This window comes from Actinocorallia sp. A-T 12471, from assembly GCF_033875155.1.
Classification (GTDB): Bacteria; Actinomycetota; Actinomycetes; order Streptosporangiales; family Streptosporangiaceae; genus Actinocorallia.
Map to the genome: position 1 here is coordinate 219930 of NZ_JAWZTE010000012.1, position 17837 is coordinate 237766.

Consider the following 17837-nt stretch of genomic DNA (forward strand, 5'->3'; position numbering starts at 1 on the left):
GCAGGTCAGGTCTCCAGGAGGGTGAGGAGTTCGGCGAGCAGGGCGGGGACGGTGTCGGGGTACCAGCCGGAAGGCGGTGTCGCGGTCGCGCCCAGGGACTCCTCGAGTTCGGCGATCTCCGCGTCGGGGAACGGCCAGGCGGGCAGACCCGTGCGCAACCGGCATTCCCTGACGATCTCGGCGATTCGCTCGGCCTCGGGGTGGGTGTCGCCGTGCAGGACGAGCGCGAGGCATCCGGCGCGCACGCCGGTGAGGGCGTCGCGGCGGTCGACGGCCCTGCGCAGCATCCGCGCGGTGCGGCGCGCCGCCGAGGGGGCGTCGCCGGACAGCCGCGCGGCGTGCGCGAAAGCCTCGTCGAACGTCGCGAGCACGCCCGGCGCGCCCGATCCGGCGGCGAGTTCCTCCCCGCGCGCCAGCGTCTCCGCGGCCTCCGCGAGGTCCCCGCCGACCATCCGCGCCCAGCCCCTGGCCAGCAGCGCCCGCGCCCCGACGAGGCCGCCGCGCGCGGTCAGCGGCGCGGTCCTCGCCAGGCACTCGACGGGGTCGCCCGCGCGCAGGTGCACGAACGCGGCCTCGTCCGGGCAGGGCAGCGGCCCGGCCGCCTCGGCCTCGGCGAGCAGGGCGAGCGCGTCGTCGCCGCGCCCGAGGCAGCTCAGCGCGAGCGCCAGCGACGGCAGCACCGCGGTTACCGCGCGCGGATCGCCCGACGCCCTCGCCTCGGCCGCCGCCCCCGCGATCAGCGCCGCGGTGCTCGGGTGCGCCGACAGCAGGTCGAGTCCGACGAGCCTGCCCAGCACCTCGGCGCGGCGGCGCAGCCCGCGCGGCTCGACGCCGAACAGGCCGAGCGCGGTCTCGTAGTGCGCTCTGGCTTCGACGTCGTCGCCCATCCGCGCCTTCAGCGCGCCCGCACGGGCGTGCAGGAGGCCCGCCTCGTGCCTGGGCAGCCCCGACGTGTGGTGCAGCGCCCGCAGCGTCCAGGCCAGCGCCTCGGCCGGGCCGGTGTCGTCGGTCAGGTCCTCCCCCGCCGCGTCGAGCAGCTCGGCGGCCGCGCGCACCGACGCGGGCCCGGCGTCGGGACGCAGCGCCCAGCGCAGCGCGGCGAGCGTGTCGGACGGCACGGCACGGCGGCCCTCCAGCGCGGTGAGCAGGCAGTAGGCCAGCAGCCTGTCCCGCAGCAGCGCGGGGTCCTCACAGCGCGCCGCGCAGGACTCCGCGAGCCCCGGACGCAACGTCCCCGCCTCGGTCACCAGCCCCGCCGCCGTCAGCGACTCAAGCAGCTCGGGCACCTCCCCCGCACTGAGCGGCGCATGCCCGCAGACCGCCGCGACGGCGTCGGTCCCGGCAGGCCCGGGAAAGACAGCCATCCTGCCCAGCAGAACAGCCTCACGCGCGGGCAGCAGATCGGCCACCCAGTCCGCGACCCTCTCCCCCGACGCCCACGGCAACCCGAACGCCGCATGCAGATCACGCCGTCGCCGCAAATGATCACGCAACCGCAGCGCAGGGACGCGCCCCAGCATCACCCCGCCGAGCTCAAGCGCCAACGGCACCCCTCCAAGCAGCTCAGCGACCTCCGCCCGCACATCCACCTCCCCCACCCCACCCCGCCCACGCACAAGCTCCGCCCGCCCGCCGGACTCACCCGCACCCTCACCACCCCGCGCGCGAACAAGCTCCGCCCGCACGCCGGACTCACCCGCGCCCACGCCTCCCCACGCGTGGGCGACCTCCGCCCGCACGTCCACCTCACCCGCGCCCTCGCCACCCCGCGCGCGAGCGAGGTCGGCCCGCACGCCGGGCTCACCCGCGCCCTCGCCGTCCCGCGCGCGAGCGAGCTCCGCCCGCACATCCAGCTCACCCGCGCCTTCGCCACCCCACGCGCGAGCGAGCTCCGCACGCACGCCGGGCTCACCCGCGCCCTTGTCGCCCCGCGTGCGGGCGAGCTCCGCATGCACGTCCAGCTCACCCGCACCCTCGCCGCCGCGCGCGCGGGCGAGGTCGGCGCGGACGCCGGGGTCACCCGCGCCCTCGCCACGCCACGCGCGGGCGAGCTCCGCACGCACGCCGGGGTCGCCCGCGTCCTTGTCGCCCCGCGCGCGGGCGAGGTCGGCGCGGACGCCCGTTCGCTTGTCGCCCCTGGTGTGGGGGAGGTCGGTGTGGGTGTTGGGGTTGGTTGGGTTGTTGGGGGGTTTGGCGTGTTTGGGGGTGGGTGGGGGGAGGAGGGTGGGGGTGTGGCGGGGGTGGAGGAGGCGTAGGGCGGCTTCGGTGGTCAAGGGGGGGACCTGCCAGACGCGTTCGGCCGGGGTGCCGAGCGGGTCGCGGGTGACCACGACGGCGTGGGCGGCCTCGCCGCCGGCTTCGGCGATCGTGCGCATGACGTCCTCGATGACATGGCGTGCCCCGGCCGTCAGCTGGCCCACGTGGTCGAGGACGAGCAGGGCCCGCCGCTCACGGACCGCGCCGAGCAGGGCGGCGAGCGGCCCGGACGGCCCGCGCTCCAGGCGCAGCGCGCCGAGCAGCAGGTCGGCCGCCGCGGCGGAGGTGGCGTCGGCGGGCAGCGCGGCGCAGTCGGCGAACGCGCAGCCGTCGGGGTAGCGCGGCCCGAGAAGGGCGGCGAGGCCGCGGGCGAGTGCCGACTTGCCCATGCCCGCGGGTCCGGCGAGCGTCAGCGCGCCGTAGGCGGGCAGCAGCCCTGCGAGCTCCCGCAGTTCGGCGTCACGGCCGACGAGTCCGCGGCGTGCGGCGAGCAACTGGGTGGTGTCGAGGGTGTCGCGCAGTCTCAGGTCGAGCATTCCCGGCTCCGTTAGGGTGCGTGGCGTCCGTCGGCGGTCAGCCGCCGACGAGCCGCTCGAAGTAGGACGGCAGGCCGTCGTAGGGGTTGGCGCCGGCGCGGTCGGTGACGTACAGGACTCCGGTGTTCCGGCGGCGGGCGAGTGCGGTGACGACCTCCAGGTCCTCGGGGCGGCAGCCGTAGACGAGATGGCAGAAGCGCGCTGGATCGCCCGCGAGGGTCCAGGCGGGGGGTTCGGCCGCGGCGTAGGCGGTGACCGGGCCCTCGAAGGTGACGAGGACGTCGGCGAGGGTCAGGTAGGTCGGGTCGGGGTGGGTGCCGTGGTTGAACACGACGAGCCCGGCCCCGGCGTCCCGCGCCCGGTCGGTGACGTTCTTCATGTAGGCGACGCCGTCGGGGCCGGAGGGCACCTGGTCGAAGAACACGTCGGCGACGCCGTACCAGCGCCGGTAACGCTTGAGGTCGGCGAGGACGAGCGCGGTCTCCCTCCTGCCGTAGGACACGTCGACGTACGCCGCGACGGTCCCGCGCCGTGCCGCGATCCGGTCCGAGGCGCGGGCGAAGACCGGGTCGGGCGCGGTGCCCGGCCCGCTGGCGACGTTGAGGACGACGCAGCGCAGCCGCGCGTCGGCGATCCGCTCCCACAGTCCCGGCCGCACGTGCGGCGCGAAGTAGGCGGGGACGATCACCCGGGTCGGGACGGCGCGGGCCGGCGGCGGCACGGCCGCCGCCGACATCGCGCACAGGATGTTGCGCCTGCTCAGCACGTGATCTCCCAGAGGTCCCTGACCGCGGTGGCCAGGGGGGTGGCGGGGGTCCAGCCGAGCGCGGCGGTGGTCGTGCCGACGTCGGCGCGCTGCCAGGGCACCGACGCCGACCGCGCCGAGGCGTCGCCGTCCTCGGCAAGGGTGCGGCCCGGTACGAGGGCCAGTAGCGCGCGCACGAGGTCGCGCGAGACGGTCGCCGCGCCGCTGCCGACGTTGAGGATGCCGGTGGCGGTGCGCGCGGCCGCGGCGAGCACCGCGTCGGCGACGTCGCGGACGTCCACGTAGTCGCGGACCGCGCCGAGCGGCCCGGTGCGGACCTCCGAGGCCCCCTCGGCGAGCTGGGCGGCGACCCCGCCGAGCAGCGACGCGCGCGGCGCGCCGGGCCCGACCGGGTTGAACACCCGCAGCACCACCGATCCCGGGACGCTCAACGCGAGTTCGGTCCCGGCGAGCTTGGTCATCCCGTAGGCCCCGACGGGCCTGGGCGCGGTCGTCTCGGCGACGGGAACGCCCTCAGGGACCCGTCCGTACTCGGCGGCCGACCCCACGTGGACGAGCCTGCCGCCCTCCTCACGGACCGCCTCGGCGACCGCCGACACCAGCGTCACGTTCCCCGCGACGAGTTCGGCGGGCGTCCCGGACACCGCGCCCGCGCAGTTCACCACCGCGCTGGGCCGCACCTTGCGGACGAGTTCCCGCACCCCGTCGTGGGTCGGGTCGAGCCTGACGTCGGCGGCGTCCTCGGTGCGGGACGCGGTGACGACCTCCCAGCCGGAGGCGCGTTCCGCGACGTGCCTGCCGAGGAACCCCGTCGCGCCGAGCAGGAGCATCCGCCTCATCCGGCGCTCCCGAGCAGGGCGGGGCGCAGCGCGTCGAACTCGGCGTTGGCGCGGTCGTAGTCGTCGGGCCTGCCGATGTCGAGCCAGTAGCCGTCGAAGGCGTAGTCGAGGGGGTTGCGTCCGGCGGCGAGCTGGTCGAGGACGAGTTCGTCGAAGCCGAGCGGCAGGCCCGGGGTGTAGGCGTCGAGTACGCGGCGGTTCAGCGCGTAGACGCCCATGCTGACGCGGTAGTCGTAGCAGGGCTTCTCGGCGAACTCGGTGATCCTGCCGCCGAACGTGGTGAGCACGCCGAAGTCGATCTTGACCTCGCGGCGGTAGGTGGCGACCGAAAGGTGCGCCCCGGCCGCGCGGTGGGCGGCGAGCAGCTCCGCGTAGCAGAGGTCGGTGAGGATGTCGCCGTTCATCACCAGGAAGTTCTCCGGCAGGTCGGGCATCGCCAGCAGCGGGCCGATCGTGCCGAGCGGCGAGTCCTCGGGCGCGTAGTCGATCGACAGGCCCCAGCGGGCCCCGTCGCCGACGTAGGAGCGGATCAGGTGGCCAAGGTGGCCGATCGCGAGGGTGACCGAGGTGAAGCCCTGCGCGGCGAGCTGGTGCAGGACGATCTCCAGGATCGAGTACCGGTCGCCGATGGGGACGAGCGGCTTGGGCAGCGTCGTCGTGTACGGCCGCAGGCGGACGCCCTTGCCCCCGGCGAGGATGACTGCGTGCATGAGGTGCCTTTCGGGTGAGTCGCGGAAGCGGGTCAGAGCGCGTAGACGCCGGGGCGGTAGCGGTCGAGGTTGCCGGTGAGCCAGGCGGCGGTCTCGGCGAGCCCGTCGCGGAGGGTGTGCTCGGGCTGCCACCCGGTGGCCTGACGCAGCCGCGTCGAGTCGCACACCAGCCGCATCACCTCCGACGCGTCGGGCCGCATCCGCGCGTCCTCGCTGACGAACGTGACCTCGGGGCGGCCCATGGCCTCGGCGATGGTCCGCGCGAGGTCGCCCATGGAGATCTCGCCGCCGACCCCCGCGTTGAACACCCCGCCCTCGATGCCGGGGGTGCTGACGGCGGCGTGGAAGGCGGCGGCGGTGTCGCGCACGTAGGTGAAGTCGCGGGTCGGGGTCAGCGAACCGACCCTGATCTCGTCCATGCCCGCGGCGATCTGGGAGATGACCGTCGGGATGAACGCGCGGGCCGACTGCCGGGGGCCGTAGGTGTTGAACGGCCGCAGGGTGACCACGGGCAGGCCGTAGCTGGCGTGGTAGCTCTCGACGAGCTTGTCGGCGGCGGCCTTGGACGCGGCGTACGGCGACTGCGTCTGGATCGGGTGGGTCTCGGCGATCGGGACGGTCCTGGCGGTCCCGTACGTCTCGCTGGTGGAGGTGTGGACCAGGCGCGGCGTCCTGTGCTCCTTGACGGCCTCGAGCACGTTGAGCGTGCCGGTGATGTTGGTGTCCACGTAGCTGCGCGGGGCCTGGTAGGAGTACGGGATCGCGATGAGCGCCGCGAGGTGGCAGACGGCGTCCGCGCCGTCCACGAGCGCGCCGACCGAGCCGGGGTCGCGCACGTCGCCGAGCTGCACCTCGACGTCGGCCAGGACGTCGGCGGGCAGCGTGTCGAGCCAGCCCCAGGAGCCCTGCGAGTTGTACTGGGCCATCGCCCTGACCCGGTGGCCGCGCGCCACGAGGACTTCCACGAGGTGGGAGCCGATGAAGCCGTCGGCTCCGGTCACCGCGACGAGGTTCTGCATCATCCGTCCTTCTTCAGGAGTACTTCAGGAGTACGAGGGGGTGATCAGCGGTGGGTCGTGGCGCGCCCGAGCACCACGACCGCGTAGGCGAGCAGCGCCGCGAACAGCAGCACCGCGCCGTGCAGCTGGACCGCGCCCGGGTCGGGCGCGGCGGTCATCAGCACCGCGGTCTCGGCGAGCAGCGCGCCCGCGCACAGCCCGACCGGGGCCGCGGTGCGGCCGAACGACTGGAGCATCAGCGCGACGACGAGCGCGCCGCCGAGCAGCAGGAAGCACACGAAGACACGGCCCTCGCCCGAGGTCGGCCCGGCGACCCCGATCGCGGTGCCGAGCAGCAGCGCCAGGACGAGCAGGAACCTGGCGAGCAGGTCGCCGAAGGCGGTCCGCGCGCCCGACGCGAACGAGCGCGGGGTGCGCGAGGTGTGCAGCAAACCGTGGCCGCGCGCGCGGAACGCGGTCAGCAGCCATTCGGCGGGGCCCATCGCGATCGACAGCGCGACCATCGCGGCGCTGGTGGCCGGGGCGGGCGCGCCGTAGCCGCCGTAGGCCGCGACGATCGTGAAGGTGAGCAGCCCGCCCGCGAGCAGCCCGAACGCCGCGTAGGGCGCGGCCCTGCCGAGCATGATCCAGCTGACGCCGGGGTCGCTGCCGCCCCTGGTCCGCTCGTGCGCGAGCGCGGCGACGCACAGGCCGGTCAGCGCCCAGCCGAACACCTGGAACTGCCAGGCGAGCCCGGCGAGGGTGACCGCGGTGCCGGGCAGCAGGCACGCCAGCAGCCGCAGTTCCGCGCCCATGACCAGCGCGGCGGTCGCGGCGAGCAGGTAGAAGCTCTGCGCGCAGGCGACCGCGATGATCGCCGGACCCGACCCGACGGCCAGGCCGAGCGCCGTCGCGACGAGCGCGAGCAGCGGCGTGCCCAGCACGATGCCCAGGGCCAGGACCCGCTTGCGCGCGCCGCCCTCGCGGGAGTAGGCGACGGCCGCCACGCCCTGCGAGACCGGCCAGCACAGCACGAGCGACAGGGTGAGCACGAGACCGCCCGAGCGGTGCGCGAGCAGCGGACCCGCCGCGACGTAGCCGAGACCGGGCAGCCCGAACAGGACGCCCCGCAGCAGGTAGCGCAGGCCCGTCTTCCACAGGGGTCCTTGCCGCGCCCACGGGTTGTCGAAGGCGATCGGCCGAGGGGGCCTGCGCACGGAGGTGTCGTAGAGCCGCTGGGCGAGGGTGAACACGTCGTCGAATCCGTATCGGTGGGCGGCCCTGTCGCCGAAGCCCTCGGCCTCCAGCGCCGCCGTCACCTCGAGCGGGTCGACGGCCGAGGCGAGCAGGCCGGTGAGGCCGTCGGGGAGTTCGGTCTCGTCGGGGACGAGCCCGTCGGGCAGGTCGTCGCCGAGCTCGTCGTGGAGCGTGAGCACCTCGGTCATGCGACCACCGGCTCACGTGCGACGGGCCCGCGCGCGACGAGTTCCCGGTACACCCCGCGGAAGGACGCGACGGCCTGGTCGACGGTGAAGTCCTCGAGGGCACGCCGCCGCGCCGCCGCGCCCATGGCCCTGCGCGCGGCCCGGTCGCGCAGGAGCCCGACGGCCGCCTCGGCCATCGCCTCAGGGTCGCGCGGCGGGACCACGAGGCCGCACTCCCGCCCCCGGGAGTCCGGCCCGACGGCCTCGGCCACGCCGCCCACGTCGGTGGAGACCGTGGGCCTGCCGCACGTCATCGCCTCGATGAGCGTGTAGGGGAAGCCCTCGGAGATGCTGGAGAGCATCACCACGGTCCCGGCGGTGTAGGCGTCGCGGATGTCGTCCACGCGGCCCTCGAACGCGACGGCGTCGGCGACGCCGAGCCGCTCGGCGAGCGCCTCGCACTTCCTGCGGTATCCGGCGTCGCCGCCGCCGAACAGCCGCAGGACCGCTGCGGGGATCTCGGCGCGGACCAGCGCGAACGCGCGGATCAGCGTCTCGAGGTCCTTGATCGGATCGATCCGCCCTGCCCAGCTGAGCGTGGGCACGACGGGCTCCGGCCCGGACGGCGGGAACGCGGCCGGGTCGACCCCGTTGTAGACGGTCCGCAGCAGCTCCGGACGCGCCCCGCAGCGGACCTCCCAGCGCTGGTTGTAGCGGTTGCCGGGGGTGATGAGGTCGGCCGAGCGGTAGCCCTCGGCGCACAGCAGCCGCAGGAACCGCAGCATCAGCGCCTTCACCGGCCACGTGTGTCCGCGCGCGTACCCGAGGTAACGTTCGCGCAGGTAGATGCCGTGTTCGGTGAGGCACAGCGGGGTGCCGTGCGCCCACTTGGCGGCGAGCGCGGGCAGCACCGCGACGCCGTTCGACACCGCGTGCGTCAGGTCGGCCTCGGCCGGGGGCAGGACGAGCGGGCGCAGCGCGTGTTCCAGCAGCGAGACGGCCATGAGCGCGTCGTGCATGCTGGGGCGCACCCCTTCGGGCAGCACCCTGGTCGTCCACTCCCGCATCAGCCAGCCGACGGGCCGCTCGTCGTGCAACGCCGCGACGAGTCCAGGACCGAGGTCGTACATCGCGCGCAGGACCCCGGCGAACGCGGCCGACGCGGCGGCGTCGGGACCGCCGCCGCCCGGGGCCTCCGCGCCCGTGGCGGTCAGCGTGAGGAGGGTGCGGAAGGCGTCCGCGAAGGAGCGCGCGGCCACTCCGCGCGGTTTGCGGCCGCGCGGGGCGGGGCCCCACAGCCCGAACGCCTCGACCGCGACGTTCTCCGGCGGGTCCCACACCCGCCGCTCAAGCCCGGTGCCGGTGAGCGCGACGACCCGGAAGGCGTGCTCGGGCATGCCGCGCACGAGCTGGTCGCACCAGACGCTCACCCCGCCGAACGCGTGCGGGTAGGTGCCCTCGGTGACGAGTGTGACGTTCATACCGACGTCGCGCCCACGGTGAGCGTCACGTTGCCCGTCTGGTACGCCGAGCGCTCGCCCGCGTACTTGTCGCCGAAGACGACGAGGTTGAGCAGGCCCGTCCTAGTGCCCTCGGGAACGGTGATCGGTACGGCGGTGCCAGAGGGCACGCCGGACACCACGACCTTGCCGTCCTGGAGGTAGGCCGTCACCTTACGGCTCGCGGCCTTCCACGCGGCCTGCCGCTTCAGCTCCGCGCCGTTGTCGCGCATCCGCTGGTTGACCAGCGGGCTGTTGGCGGCGAACAGCGACCCGTAGTCGGCCAGCACGCGGTCGAGCAGCGGGTAGAGGATGCGGTCCTCGGCGAGGTTCGACTGGTGCACGTAGTGCGGGCGCGGGTCGTTGCGCATGATGTGCGCGAGCGTGATGCGCGCGTCGAGCGGGACGATGTGCTCGAGGTAGCCGGTCGCGAGGTCGAGCGGCTCGATGCAGGTCATGATCTGCGGGTTGTCCTCGCACAGGCCGCTGCCGCCGGCGGCGCGCGAGGTGTAGATCCAGTTGTACTCGTCGGCCATCTCGGCGGCGGTGCCGACGTTGAAGTAGTTGGCCATCGGGTAGCGCGGGACGGTCAGCGCCCCGCCGACCGCGCGCTGGTCGAAGTCGCGTGAGGCGTCCGCGCCGAGCCACTTGATCCCGGTGTCGCCCGCCGCGAGCGCGAGGTTCGGGTTGTCCTCGGGCTGCTGCGGGGTGATCTTGAGGCCGGAGTGCTCCCCGGTGACGAGCTCGTCGGCCTGGAGGGAGAAGCCCTTGAGGTAGGCCCAGGTGCGGTTGTCGGCGATCTGTGAGCGCAGGTAGGCGCGCGACTGCCACACGGTCTTGCCCTGGGCGTCCTTCTTGCACACCCACGGGCTGACGGTGAAGTCCTGCTCGCAGCCCAGGTAGGTGTGGTCGAGCGTGTGGTTGGCCCAGCGGAACTTCGCGCGCTGCTGCCGGAACGCCGCCAGCAGCGGGTCGGCGCCGTCGGAGGCGACGACGTCGTCGCTGCCGCCGCCGTTGTAGTACATGTCGAGCGGGAAGGACCGCTGGGACTGCCAGGCGACCGCACGGTCCACGTCGGCGGGCGTCATCCGGATGTCGGGCGTGGTGACCGACGGGTCCGCGCAGTTCTCGCCCGGCGTGCAGTCCTGCTCGGTGCTCCAGCGGGCGTCGCGGGCGAACACGTCGTCCACGTGGACGCTGAAGTACTGCCGGTTGAGGCCCAGGTGGACGCCCTTGGTGAGCCAGGTGACCAGGCCGTGGCCGAGCGCGCGGAACTGGGTCTGGTACTGGTTGGCGCTGAACGTCAGCACCATCTGGGACCTGCCGTCGGCGGTGTACACCCCGGCGAGGGTCTTGCCGCCCGAGGTCAGGTAAGGCTCGAAGCGAGTACCGGCCGTAGGGGGAAGCGGCGTAGCGGGGTAGCCGTAGGTCTCGGGGATGGTGTCCACGAGGTCCTCAAAAGGGACGGGGCCCTTGAGGTAGCGGAAGGCCCCGGCCTTGGCGGCGGGCGTGAGTTCGGCGGTGAGGCCGTCGAGGGCTCCGGCGCTGCTGGGGTAGTCGAGGCCCACGTCGGGGGTCGGGTAGACGTAGGAGCTGATCTGCCGGACGCCGAACTGCTTCTGGAAGTCGGCGAGCGCGCCCGCCTCGGCGGCGTCGGCGAACGGCGCGGCGTTCGGCAGGACGACGCCCTGGTACTTGGCGCGGGGCGCGCCGCCGACGGTGTCCTGGAGGAAGGCGCGGGTCAGGGCGGGACGGCCGGGGGCGCTCAGGTCGACGAGGTCGTAGGGCACGCCCTCGCCGTCGAGCTGCGCGGCCATCGCCGCGACGGACGGGCTCGCCCCGTCGGTCACCACGAGGACCTTCAGGTCGATCCTCGGCCCTGCCGCGTGGGCGGTCGCCGGGAGCGCCACGAGGCCCGCCGTCAGCGCGAACACCGACAGGGCCCGTATGCCGGGACCTTTCATAGAGTCTCCTCCGTAATCAGCTTGTTGCCGTGTGTAGCGTCTTTCATCCGGCAGGTGACGCGCGGCGAAACGGGGTCCCGCTTTCAGGAACGGGCCGGTCCTAGGACCCGCCAGCGCGCGACCGCGTGCTCGCGGTCGTCGGCTTTCAGGCGGCGATAGATCTGGTGAACGTGGTTCTTTACCGTTTTCTCGGAGATGTAAAGTTCTCTGGCGATTTTCCGATTCGACCAGCCGCGCGCCATCAATTCCATGACCTCCGCCTCGCGCGGGGTGAGGCTGTGGCCGAAGGCGCGGGTGCGTCCGGGGCCCTCGGGCGAGCCGCCGTGCAGCCAGTCGACCAGCGCGGTGGCCACCGGCGGCGACAGGTAGCCGCGTGCCTGCGCGGCGGCCGTCACCGCCTCGGCGAGTTCGTCCGCGCCGAAGCAGCCGTCGGCGAGCACCGCGTGCGCCCCCGCGCGCAGCGCTCTGACCAGCAACGCCGTGCTGTCCTCCGCGGCGAGCACGACGATCTTGTGCGCCTCGGCGAGGCGTTCCACCTCGGCGAGCCCGCGCGGCCCGGCGAGCCCGATGACGACCACATCAGCGGCACTGTCGGCGGCACCGGCACTGTCGGCGGCAGCGGCACCGTCGCCGTCAACGACCTCGATCCCCTCCGCCGCGCCGAGCAGCGCGCGGACCCCGAGTTCAAGCACGGGATTGCGCTCGACCACCCGGACGGTGACCGCGACAGATGCCATGTGTCCCACCGAACGTCCTTGTCCACCTGAGTCCACCCGAGTCCGACCCGGTCCCCCTCGTTCACCGAAAGTCACAGGTCCGGCACCCATGGTCCCCCAAGTGCCTGCGATCCCCCCGGTAACAATCCAAGTCAGTACCGGTCACCCGGGAAAATGCCCGACTTGTTATGGAATGGCGGTTCCGCCGCCCCGAATGAGCTGGCCATAATGACCGCTTGTGATTTCCCGAAGCGTCGTCGCCGCGTTCGTCACCCTTCTCGCGGTGCCCCTCGTGGCCGTCGCGGGCTCGTCGGCGGCAGCGCCCGGACCCTGTGGCAGCGTCTCGGCGCGGCCGTGGTGCGACCGTGACCTGTCCCCGGACAAGCGCGCGCGGCTGCTGCTCAAGGCGATGACGCTCGACGAGAAGATCGGCATGATGGCCGGGGACGACGCCCTCGGCCCGCTGCAGACCCAGACCAACCCCGACGCGCACGAGGGGACCGTCCAGGGGATCGCGCGGCTCGGCGTCCCGACCGTCCTCATGGCCGGCGGCGGCCCGGCGGGCATCCGGCAGGGCGAGGGCACCGCGCTCCCCGCGCCGATCTCCCTCGGCGCGACCTTCTCCCGCACGGACGCCGCCCGCTGGGGCCGGCTCGTCGGCGACGAGGGAAGGCGCAGGGGCAACGACGTCATCCTCGGCCCGGCCCTTGACATCATGCGGCTCCCCAACGCGGGCCGCGCCTACGAGGCATACGGCGAGGACCCCTACCTGACGGGCGAACTCGGCGTCCCCTGGATCAAGGCCGCGCAGAAGCGCGGCGTCATGGCGATGGTGAAGCACTACCCGGCCAACAACCAGGAGACCGACCGTTACCTGATGAACGCGGTCGTCGGCACGCGCGCGATGCGCGAGATCTACCTCCCGCCGTTCGAGAAGGCGATCCGGCAGGGCGACGCGGCCGCCGTCATGTGCGGCTACAACAAGGTCAACGGCACCCCGTCCTGCGCGAACCACACGTTCCTCGGCAAGGTCCTGCGCGGTTCCTGGGGCTTTGACGGCTTCGTCGCCTCAGACTGGCTGGTCGGCGCGAAGAACACAGTCGCCTCGGTGCGCGGCGGCATGGACGTGGAGATGCCCGTCGGCCTCGTCTACAGCAGGGACAGGCTGAACGACGCGCTGCGCGACAAGCGCATCACCGTCAAGCAGATCGACGCCCGGGTCCGCAACTACCTGCGGACGCTGTTCGCGCACGGGGTCTTCGACCGCAGGCGCTACGCCGACCAGCCGCAGACGATCAACGTCGCCGCCAACAACAACACCGCGCGGTCCCTCGCCGAGAACGGGATCACGCTGTTGAAGAACAACGGCGTCCTGCCGCTGCGCGGGAACACGAGCCTCGCCGTCATCGGGTCGGCGGCGAACGAGTACGTCAGCGGGATCGGGTCGTCGCAGGTGACGCCGCGCAACCCGATCACCGTCCTCGCCGGGCTGCGTGCGCGCGCGGGCGGGGCCGTCACCTACGCGGACGGGTCCGACCTCGGCCAGGCGGCCGCCGCCGCGCGCGGCGCGCAGGTCGCCGTCGTCGTGGTGGCCGACCAGCGCGAGGAGGCCGCCGACCTCAAGTGCCTCAAGCTGACCTGCGGCGCGCCCGACCGGGGCGACCAGGACGCGCTCGTGCGCGCCGTCACCGCGGCCAACCCCAACACCGTCGTACTGCTCCAGACGGGCGGGCCGGTGCTCACCCCGTGGCGGTCGCAGGCCGCCGCCGTCGTCGAGGCTTGGTACCCGGGTGAGCGCGGCGGAACGGCCGTCGCGCGGGTGCTGTACGGGGACGCCGAGCCCGGCGGACGGCTTCCTGTGACGTTCCCCGTGAAGGACGTCAAGGCCGCCAAGGGCGGGACGGTCCGGTACGCCGAAGGCATCCAGGTCGGCTACCGCCGCTACAACGCGCGCAAGGCCCCGGTCGCGTACCCGTTCGGGCACGGCCTGACGTACACGACGTTCAAGTACGGCGGCATCAAGGTGAAGGGCGACAAGGTCCAGGTGACCGTCACCAACACCGGCTCGCGCGTGGGGACCGCGGTGCCCCAGCTCTACCTCACGTTCCCCAAGGGCGCGGGCGAGCCGCCGCGTCAGCTGAAGGGGTTCGCGAAGATCAAGCTGAAGCCCGGACAGACCCGGCGCGTCACCTTCACCCTCGACAAGCGCGCTTTCTCCGTCTGGAAGGGCGGCTGGAAGAGCCCGCGCGGCTGCTACACCGTCGAGGTGGGCGCGTCGAGCCGGGCACTGCCCCTGTCGGCCCGCCTTTGCCGCTGACCCCTTTCCGACCCGTCCCCGTGACCTGCGCGGACGCCGGTTTCCGGTGACCGGGGTGTCGGCGCGGTGGCCGGGATCGGTAGGTTGGGGCAGCTTCGAGGGTTGGAGGGCGTCTTGTTCGTCATCGGAAACCGGAGGGCGCGGGCCGCGGCGCTCGTCGCCGTCCTCACCGCGGGAACGCTGACCGGCGTCGCCGCGCCGGCCTCGGCGGCCGCGTGCGTGCTCGGCAAGTGGCGGCAGACCGGCTACAAGACAACGACGGCCGGGGTGAACTACCGGCAGACGACGAGCGGGGCCAAGGGCGTCAGGCTCACCGTCACGCGTAAGAAGCTCGCGTACGACTTCAAGGGATCGACCCGCGAGAACGCGACGATCACCGCGAGCGGCGCGAAGTGGAAGGGCTGGACCCGCTACAAGGGCAAGCTGACGTTCACCGCGACGGTCAAGGGCGCGAAGGCCGGGACCATGACGGCCAAGCCCAAGTCGGTCAAGGGCGGCGCGACGGGCACGTCGAAGATCACGAGCCCGACCGCGAACGACCCGATCACCTGGAAGCTCGCCGAGAACATCCGCGACGGCGGCTCGGAGACGGTCGCCCCGGCGAAGTCGTCATTCACCTGCGCGGGCAAGACCCTGACGCTGAACTCGACGATCACGTACGGGTCGGAGAAGACGACTGTTAAGCGCGTCTTCACCCGCGCCCGTTAGCCTGGCCGGAGCCATGACCGTCTACACGAACGCAAGGATCGTCACGCCCACCGGCGTCATCGGACGCGGCTGGCTCGAGGCCGAGCACGGGCGCATCACCGGCGTCGGCACCGGCGACCGGCGCGGCCGCGACCTCGCCGGGGCCTGGCTGCTGCCCGGCTTCGTGGACCTGCACGTGCACGGCGGCGGCGGCCACTCGGCGATGACGTCGGAGAACGCGATCCGCGAAGCCGTCGCCTTCCACCGCGCGCACGGCACCACGACGACGCTCGTCAGCCTCGTCACCGCGCCGCTCGCGGACCTCGCGGCGGCGGCCGGCTGGATCGCTGACCTCGCCGAGGAGGGCCTTGTCGAGGGCTGCCACTTCGAGGGCCCGTTCCTCGCGCACTCGCGCTGCGGCGCGCAGAACCCCGCCGCGCTGCGCGCCCCCAGCCTCGCCGAACTGCGGCTGCTGCTCGACGCCGGACGCGGCAAGGTCAGGCAGATGACCGTCGCGCCGGAGCTCGTCAACGCCGAGACCGGCGAGGACGGCCTTGACCTCGTGCGCGAACTCGTCTCGCGCGGGGTCGTCGCCGCCGTCGGCCACACCGACGCCACCTACGCGCAGGCCGCCGCCGCGTTCGCCGCGGGCGCGTCGCTGGTCACCCACGCCTTCAACGGGATGCGCGGGCTGCACCACCGCGAGCCTGGCGCGGTCGTGGCCGCCGCCGAGGCCGCGGGGGTCGTCCTCGAGGTCATCAACGACGGCATCCACCTCGACCCCGCGATCGTCCGGCTGCTCGACAGGCTCGCGCCCGGCCGCGTCGCGCTCATCACCGACGCGATCGACGCCACCGGCATGGGCGACGGCGAGTACCTGCTCGGCGCGATGCAGGTACGCGTCGAGAAGGGCACCGCGCGGCTCACCGAGAACGGCTCCCTGGCGGGCAGCACCCTGACCATGGACGCCGCACTGCGCAGGGCGGTCGTGGACGTCGGCATCCCGATCACGACCGCGTCGCGCTACGCCTCGGCGGTCCCCGCCCAGGTGCTCGGCCTCGCCGACCGCGGCACGCTGATGCCCGGCAAGCGCGCCGACCTGGTGATCCTCGACGAGGACCTGCGCGTGATCGAGGTCCCCGAAGCGCGCTAGGACTCGCGGCCCTCGGCGTGCAGCGTCAGCCAGACCCTGAGCGACATCTCGAACGCCATCCGCGCCTCGGGGTCGTACAGCTGCTCGCCGAACAGCTCCTCAAGCTGGTGCAGGCGGTACCTGACGGTCTGGGGGTGCACGTGCAGCCGCGCGGCCACCTCGGTGGCGTTGAAGCCGTTCTGGAGGCATGCCAGGAGGGTGCGGGCGAGCCTGTCGCGGTGCCTTGCGCGGATGTCCAGGAGCGGCGCGAGCCTCGCCCGCGCGACGGTCCAGACGAGGTCCTCGTCCTTGAACACCACGAGGCTCGGCAGATGGTCGACGCAGCGGATCAGGCCGTCGTCGGGCACCACGCCACGGTGCGCCAGCGCGAGCACCTCGCGGGCCCAGCGCAGCGAGTTGCCGAGGTCGGCGGGCTCGACGGTCGGGCCGATCGCCGCCGACCAGTCGCGCAACGCCTTCTCCAGCGCCTGCCTGCGGCCCGGGCCGTCGGGGTCGGGCACCACGAGGCACGGCTCGTGCCGGTTGAGGTCCATCAGGACGTCCGGCGGCAGCGCGGGCTGCAGGTAATCCTCGGTCCTGCGCTCGCGCAACGCCACCGCCGCGACGGCCTTCGGCAGCCGCCACCCGGCGTCGCGGGCCGCGTCGGCCAGAGCCGACGACGAGGGGGTCTGGTCGGACAGCAGCATGTCGAGCAGCCGCCGCCTGCGCCGCGTCTGCTCGCCCGCGACCTGCTCGCTCGCGGTGTGGTAGCCCGCCGACGCGGCCGCCGCGAGCTCGTCGAGGAACAGCAGGATCGCTTCGGCGAGCTCGCCGAGCGACGAGCGCGGCAGGTCGTGCCGCTCGGACTCCACGGTGATGCGGCGCAGCGCGACCCGCGCGCCGATCCGCATGGCCACCTGGAGGTCGTCGAGGCTGCGGCCGACCCTCGCCTCGCCCCAGCCGATGTAGCGGAAGACCTCGGTGAGCTTGTCGAGTGAGGCGTCGGGGTCGGTGATCAGCTGCACGAAGTGCTGGAGCGCGCCCTCGACCGCGGTCCGGATGTTGGTGACGTAGGCGGGTTCCATCCGGGCGAACTCCGGCACGCCCGCCTTGATCTCCTCGATCATCTGGTCGGCGACCCCGCCGATGAACGGCGTGAAGAACGCGTTCCAGTCGCCGGGGAGCTGCGGGAACGTCCTGTGCGACGGACCCTCCAGCGTGATGGACATGGTCTCACCTCCCGGGGATGTCGCCAGTTTTTCTGTTCTGTTGCGGATGGCAAGTTACCGGGGCGTACGCAGCCGCGCACCACCATGGCGGACAAAACAACCGATCGCTTTGTCAGTCAAGTGACAAAAGCGGGTGAGACGGGGATCACCTACCCCGGTCAGCGGCCGCCCATGATGAGCTTCGCGGCGGTGCTGACCATCGAGCTGACCTCGTCACGCGGACGGGCCAGGGTCGTCAGGCCGATCAGCGCGGCGAGCACGAGATGGCCGATCACCACCTCGACGTCCTCGACCGGGACGCCGGCGACCTCGTCGATCGCGTGGTCGGGGTCGATCGCGCCGCCGAACCTGTCGCGGATGTAGCGGAACAGCTCATTGCGCGCGTCGTCCACGCCCGAGTCGGCCGACGTCGCGGCCTGCACGATCGCCGACGTCAGCGGGAGGTTGTCGGCGGCGATCGCGACGATGGCCTCGAGGACCGCGCTCAACCTGTCGACGGGATCGCCGTCGGCCACCGCGACGAGGTCGTCCATGACCCTCGCCCAGTCGGCCGCGACCTCGGTGAGCAGGTGGTCCTTGGAGGCGAAGTAGCGGTAGACGGTCGCCCGCGCGACGCCCGCGCGGTCGGCGACGTCGTGCATCGTCACCGCCGGGTAGCCGCCCTCGCTCGCCAGCTCGTGCGCTGCCTGGACCAGCCGGGCACGCCGAGCCTGTTGATCCTTGCTCAGAGTGCGCGTCACGGTGATCCGTACGTCGCCAGCCAA

The 17837-nt window shown here is 73.2% G+C and carries 14 protein-coding genes; 3 read left to right on the forward strand and 11 right to left on the reverse strand.

The features are described from left to right. Nucleotides 1-5: 5 nt before the first annotated feature. The 9 genes from R9X44_RS28540 to R9X44_RS28580 form a co-directional block, all read right to left on the reverse strand. On the reverse strand, nucleotides 6-2792 hold the full coding sequence (locus tag R9X44_RS28540) for a hypothetical protein (protein WP_319817401.1): 2787 nt from the start codon (nucleotides 2790-2792) through the stop codon (nucleotides 6-8). 37 nt (nucleotides 2793-2829) lie between these two features. Continuing rightward, nucleotides 2830-3558: a spherulation-specific family 4 protein gene (locus R9X44_RS28545; protein WP_319817402.1), complete on the reverse strand. Its 729-nt coding sequence runs from the start codon at nucleotides 3556-3558 to the stop codon at nucleotides 2830-2832. Beyond that, the gene (locus R9X44_RS28550; RefSeq protein WP_319817403.1) at nucleotides 3552-4397 is read right to left on the reverse strand and encodes an NAD(P)-dependent oxidoreductase; all 846 of its coding nucleotides are present in this window, start codon (nucleotides 4395-4397) and stop codon (nucleotides 3552-3554) included. Before R9X44_RS28550 ends, R9X44_RS28545 begins: the two co-directional genes overlap by 7 nt. Continuing rightward, complete coding sequence (locus tag R9X44_RS28555) at nucleotides 4394-5107, reverse strand: sugar phosphate nucleotidyltransferase (RefSeq protein WP_319817404.1); 714 nt, start codon at nucleotides 5105-5107, stop codon at nucleotides 4394-4396. The genes R9X44_RS28550 and R9X44_RS28555 overlap by 4 nt, the downstream gene beginning before the upstream one ends. A gap of 32 nt (nucleotides 5108-5139) precedes the next feature. Next, nucleotides 5140-6129 carry an SDR family NAD(P)-dependent oxidoreductase gene (locus tag R9X44_RS28560; RefSeq protein WP_319817405.1) on the reverse strand — a complete coding sequence of 330 codons (990 nt, stop codon included), beginning with the start codon at nucleotides 6127-6129 and terminating at the stop codon, nucleotides 5140-5142. A gap of 41 nt (nucleotides 6130-6170) precedes the next feature. Continuing rightward, the gene (locus R9X44_RS28565) at nucleotides 6171-7550 is read right to left on the reverse strand and encodes a hypothetical protein (protein WP_319817406.1); all 1380 of its coding nucleotides are present in this window, start codon (nucleotides 7548-7550) and stop codon (nucleotides 6171-6173) included. Beyond that, nucleotides 7547-9010 carry a GT4 family glycosyltransferase PelF gene (pelF, locus tag R9X44_RS28570; RefSeq protein WP_319817407.1) on the reverse strand — a complete coding sequence of 488 codons (1464 nt, stop codon included), beginning with the start codon at nucleotides 9008-9010 and terminating at the stop codon, nucleotides 7547-7549. Before pelF ends, R9X44_RS28565 begins: the two co-directional genes overlap by 4 nt. Further along, entirely contained in the window at nucleotides 9007-10992 is a 1986-nt protein-coding gene (locus R9X44_RS28575) for a hypothetical protein (protein ID WP_319817408.1), read from the reverse strand. Before R9X44_RS28575 ends, pelF begins: the two co-directional genes overlap by 4 nt. A gap of 83 nt (nucleotides 10993-11075) precedes the next feature. Further along, the gene (locus tag R9X44_RS28580; RefSeq protein ID WP_319817409.1) at nucleotides 11076-11729 is read right to left on the reverse strand and encodes a response regulator transcription factor; all 654 of its coding nucleotides are present in this window, start codon (nucleotides 11727-11729) and stop codon (nucleotides 11076-11078) included. Nucleotides 11730-11946: 217 nt separating this feature from the next. On the opposite strand from R9X44_RS28580, the gene R9X44_RS28585 reads away from it, so the two are divergent. From R9X44_RS28585 to nagA, 3 genes are all read left to right on the forward strand, one after another. Next, on the forward strand, nucleotides 11947-14025 hold the full coding sequence (locus R9X44_RS28585) for a beta-glucosidase (protein WP_319817410.1): 2079 nt from the start codon (nucleotides 11947-11949) through the stop codon (nucleotides 14023-14025). A gap of 114 nt (nucleotides 14026-14139) precedes the next feature. Next, nucleotides 14140-14733, forward strand: coding sequence for a hypothetical protein (locus R9X44_RS28590; RefSeq protein ID WP_319817411.1), 594 nt, complete (start codon nucleotides 14140-14142; stop codon nucleotides 14731-14733). Between the two features lie 13 nt (nucleotides 14734-14746). Continuing rightward, the gene (gene nagA / locus R9X44_RS28595; RefSeq protein ID WP_319817412.1) at nucleotides 14747-15865 is read left to right on the forward strand and encodes an N-acetylglucosamine-6-phosphate deacetylase; all 1119 of its coding nucleotides are present in this window, start codon (nucleotides 14747-14749) and stop codon (nucleotides 15863-15865) included. On the opposite strand, the gene R9X44_RS28600 is transcribed toward nagA, so the two are convergent. Both R9X44_RS28600 and R9X44_RS28605 read right to left on the reverse strand, forming a co-directional pair. Then, on the reverse strand, nucleotides 15862-17073 hold the full coding sequence (locus tag R9X44_RS28600; RefSeq protein WP_319817413.1) for a helix-turn-helix domain-containing protein: 1212 nt from the start codon (nucleotides 17071-17073) through the stop codon (nucleotides 15862-15864). The genes nagA and R9X44_RS28600 overlap by 4 nt on opposite strands. Nucleotides 17074-17231: 158 nt before the next feature. Beyond that, complete coding sequence (locus R9X44_RS28605) at nucleotides 17232-17813, reverse strand: TetR/AcrR family transcriptional regulator (RefSeq protein WP_319817414.1); 582 nt, start codon at nucleotides 17811-17813, stop codon at nucleotides 17232-17234. Between the last annotated feature and the right edge of the window lie 24 nt (nucleotides 17814-17837).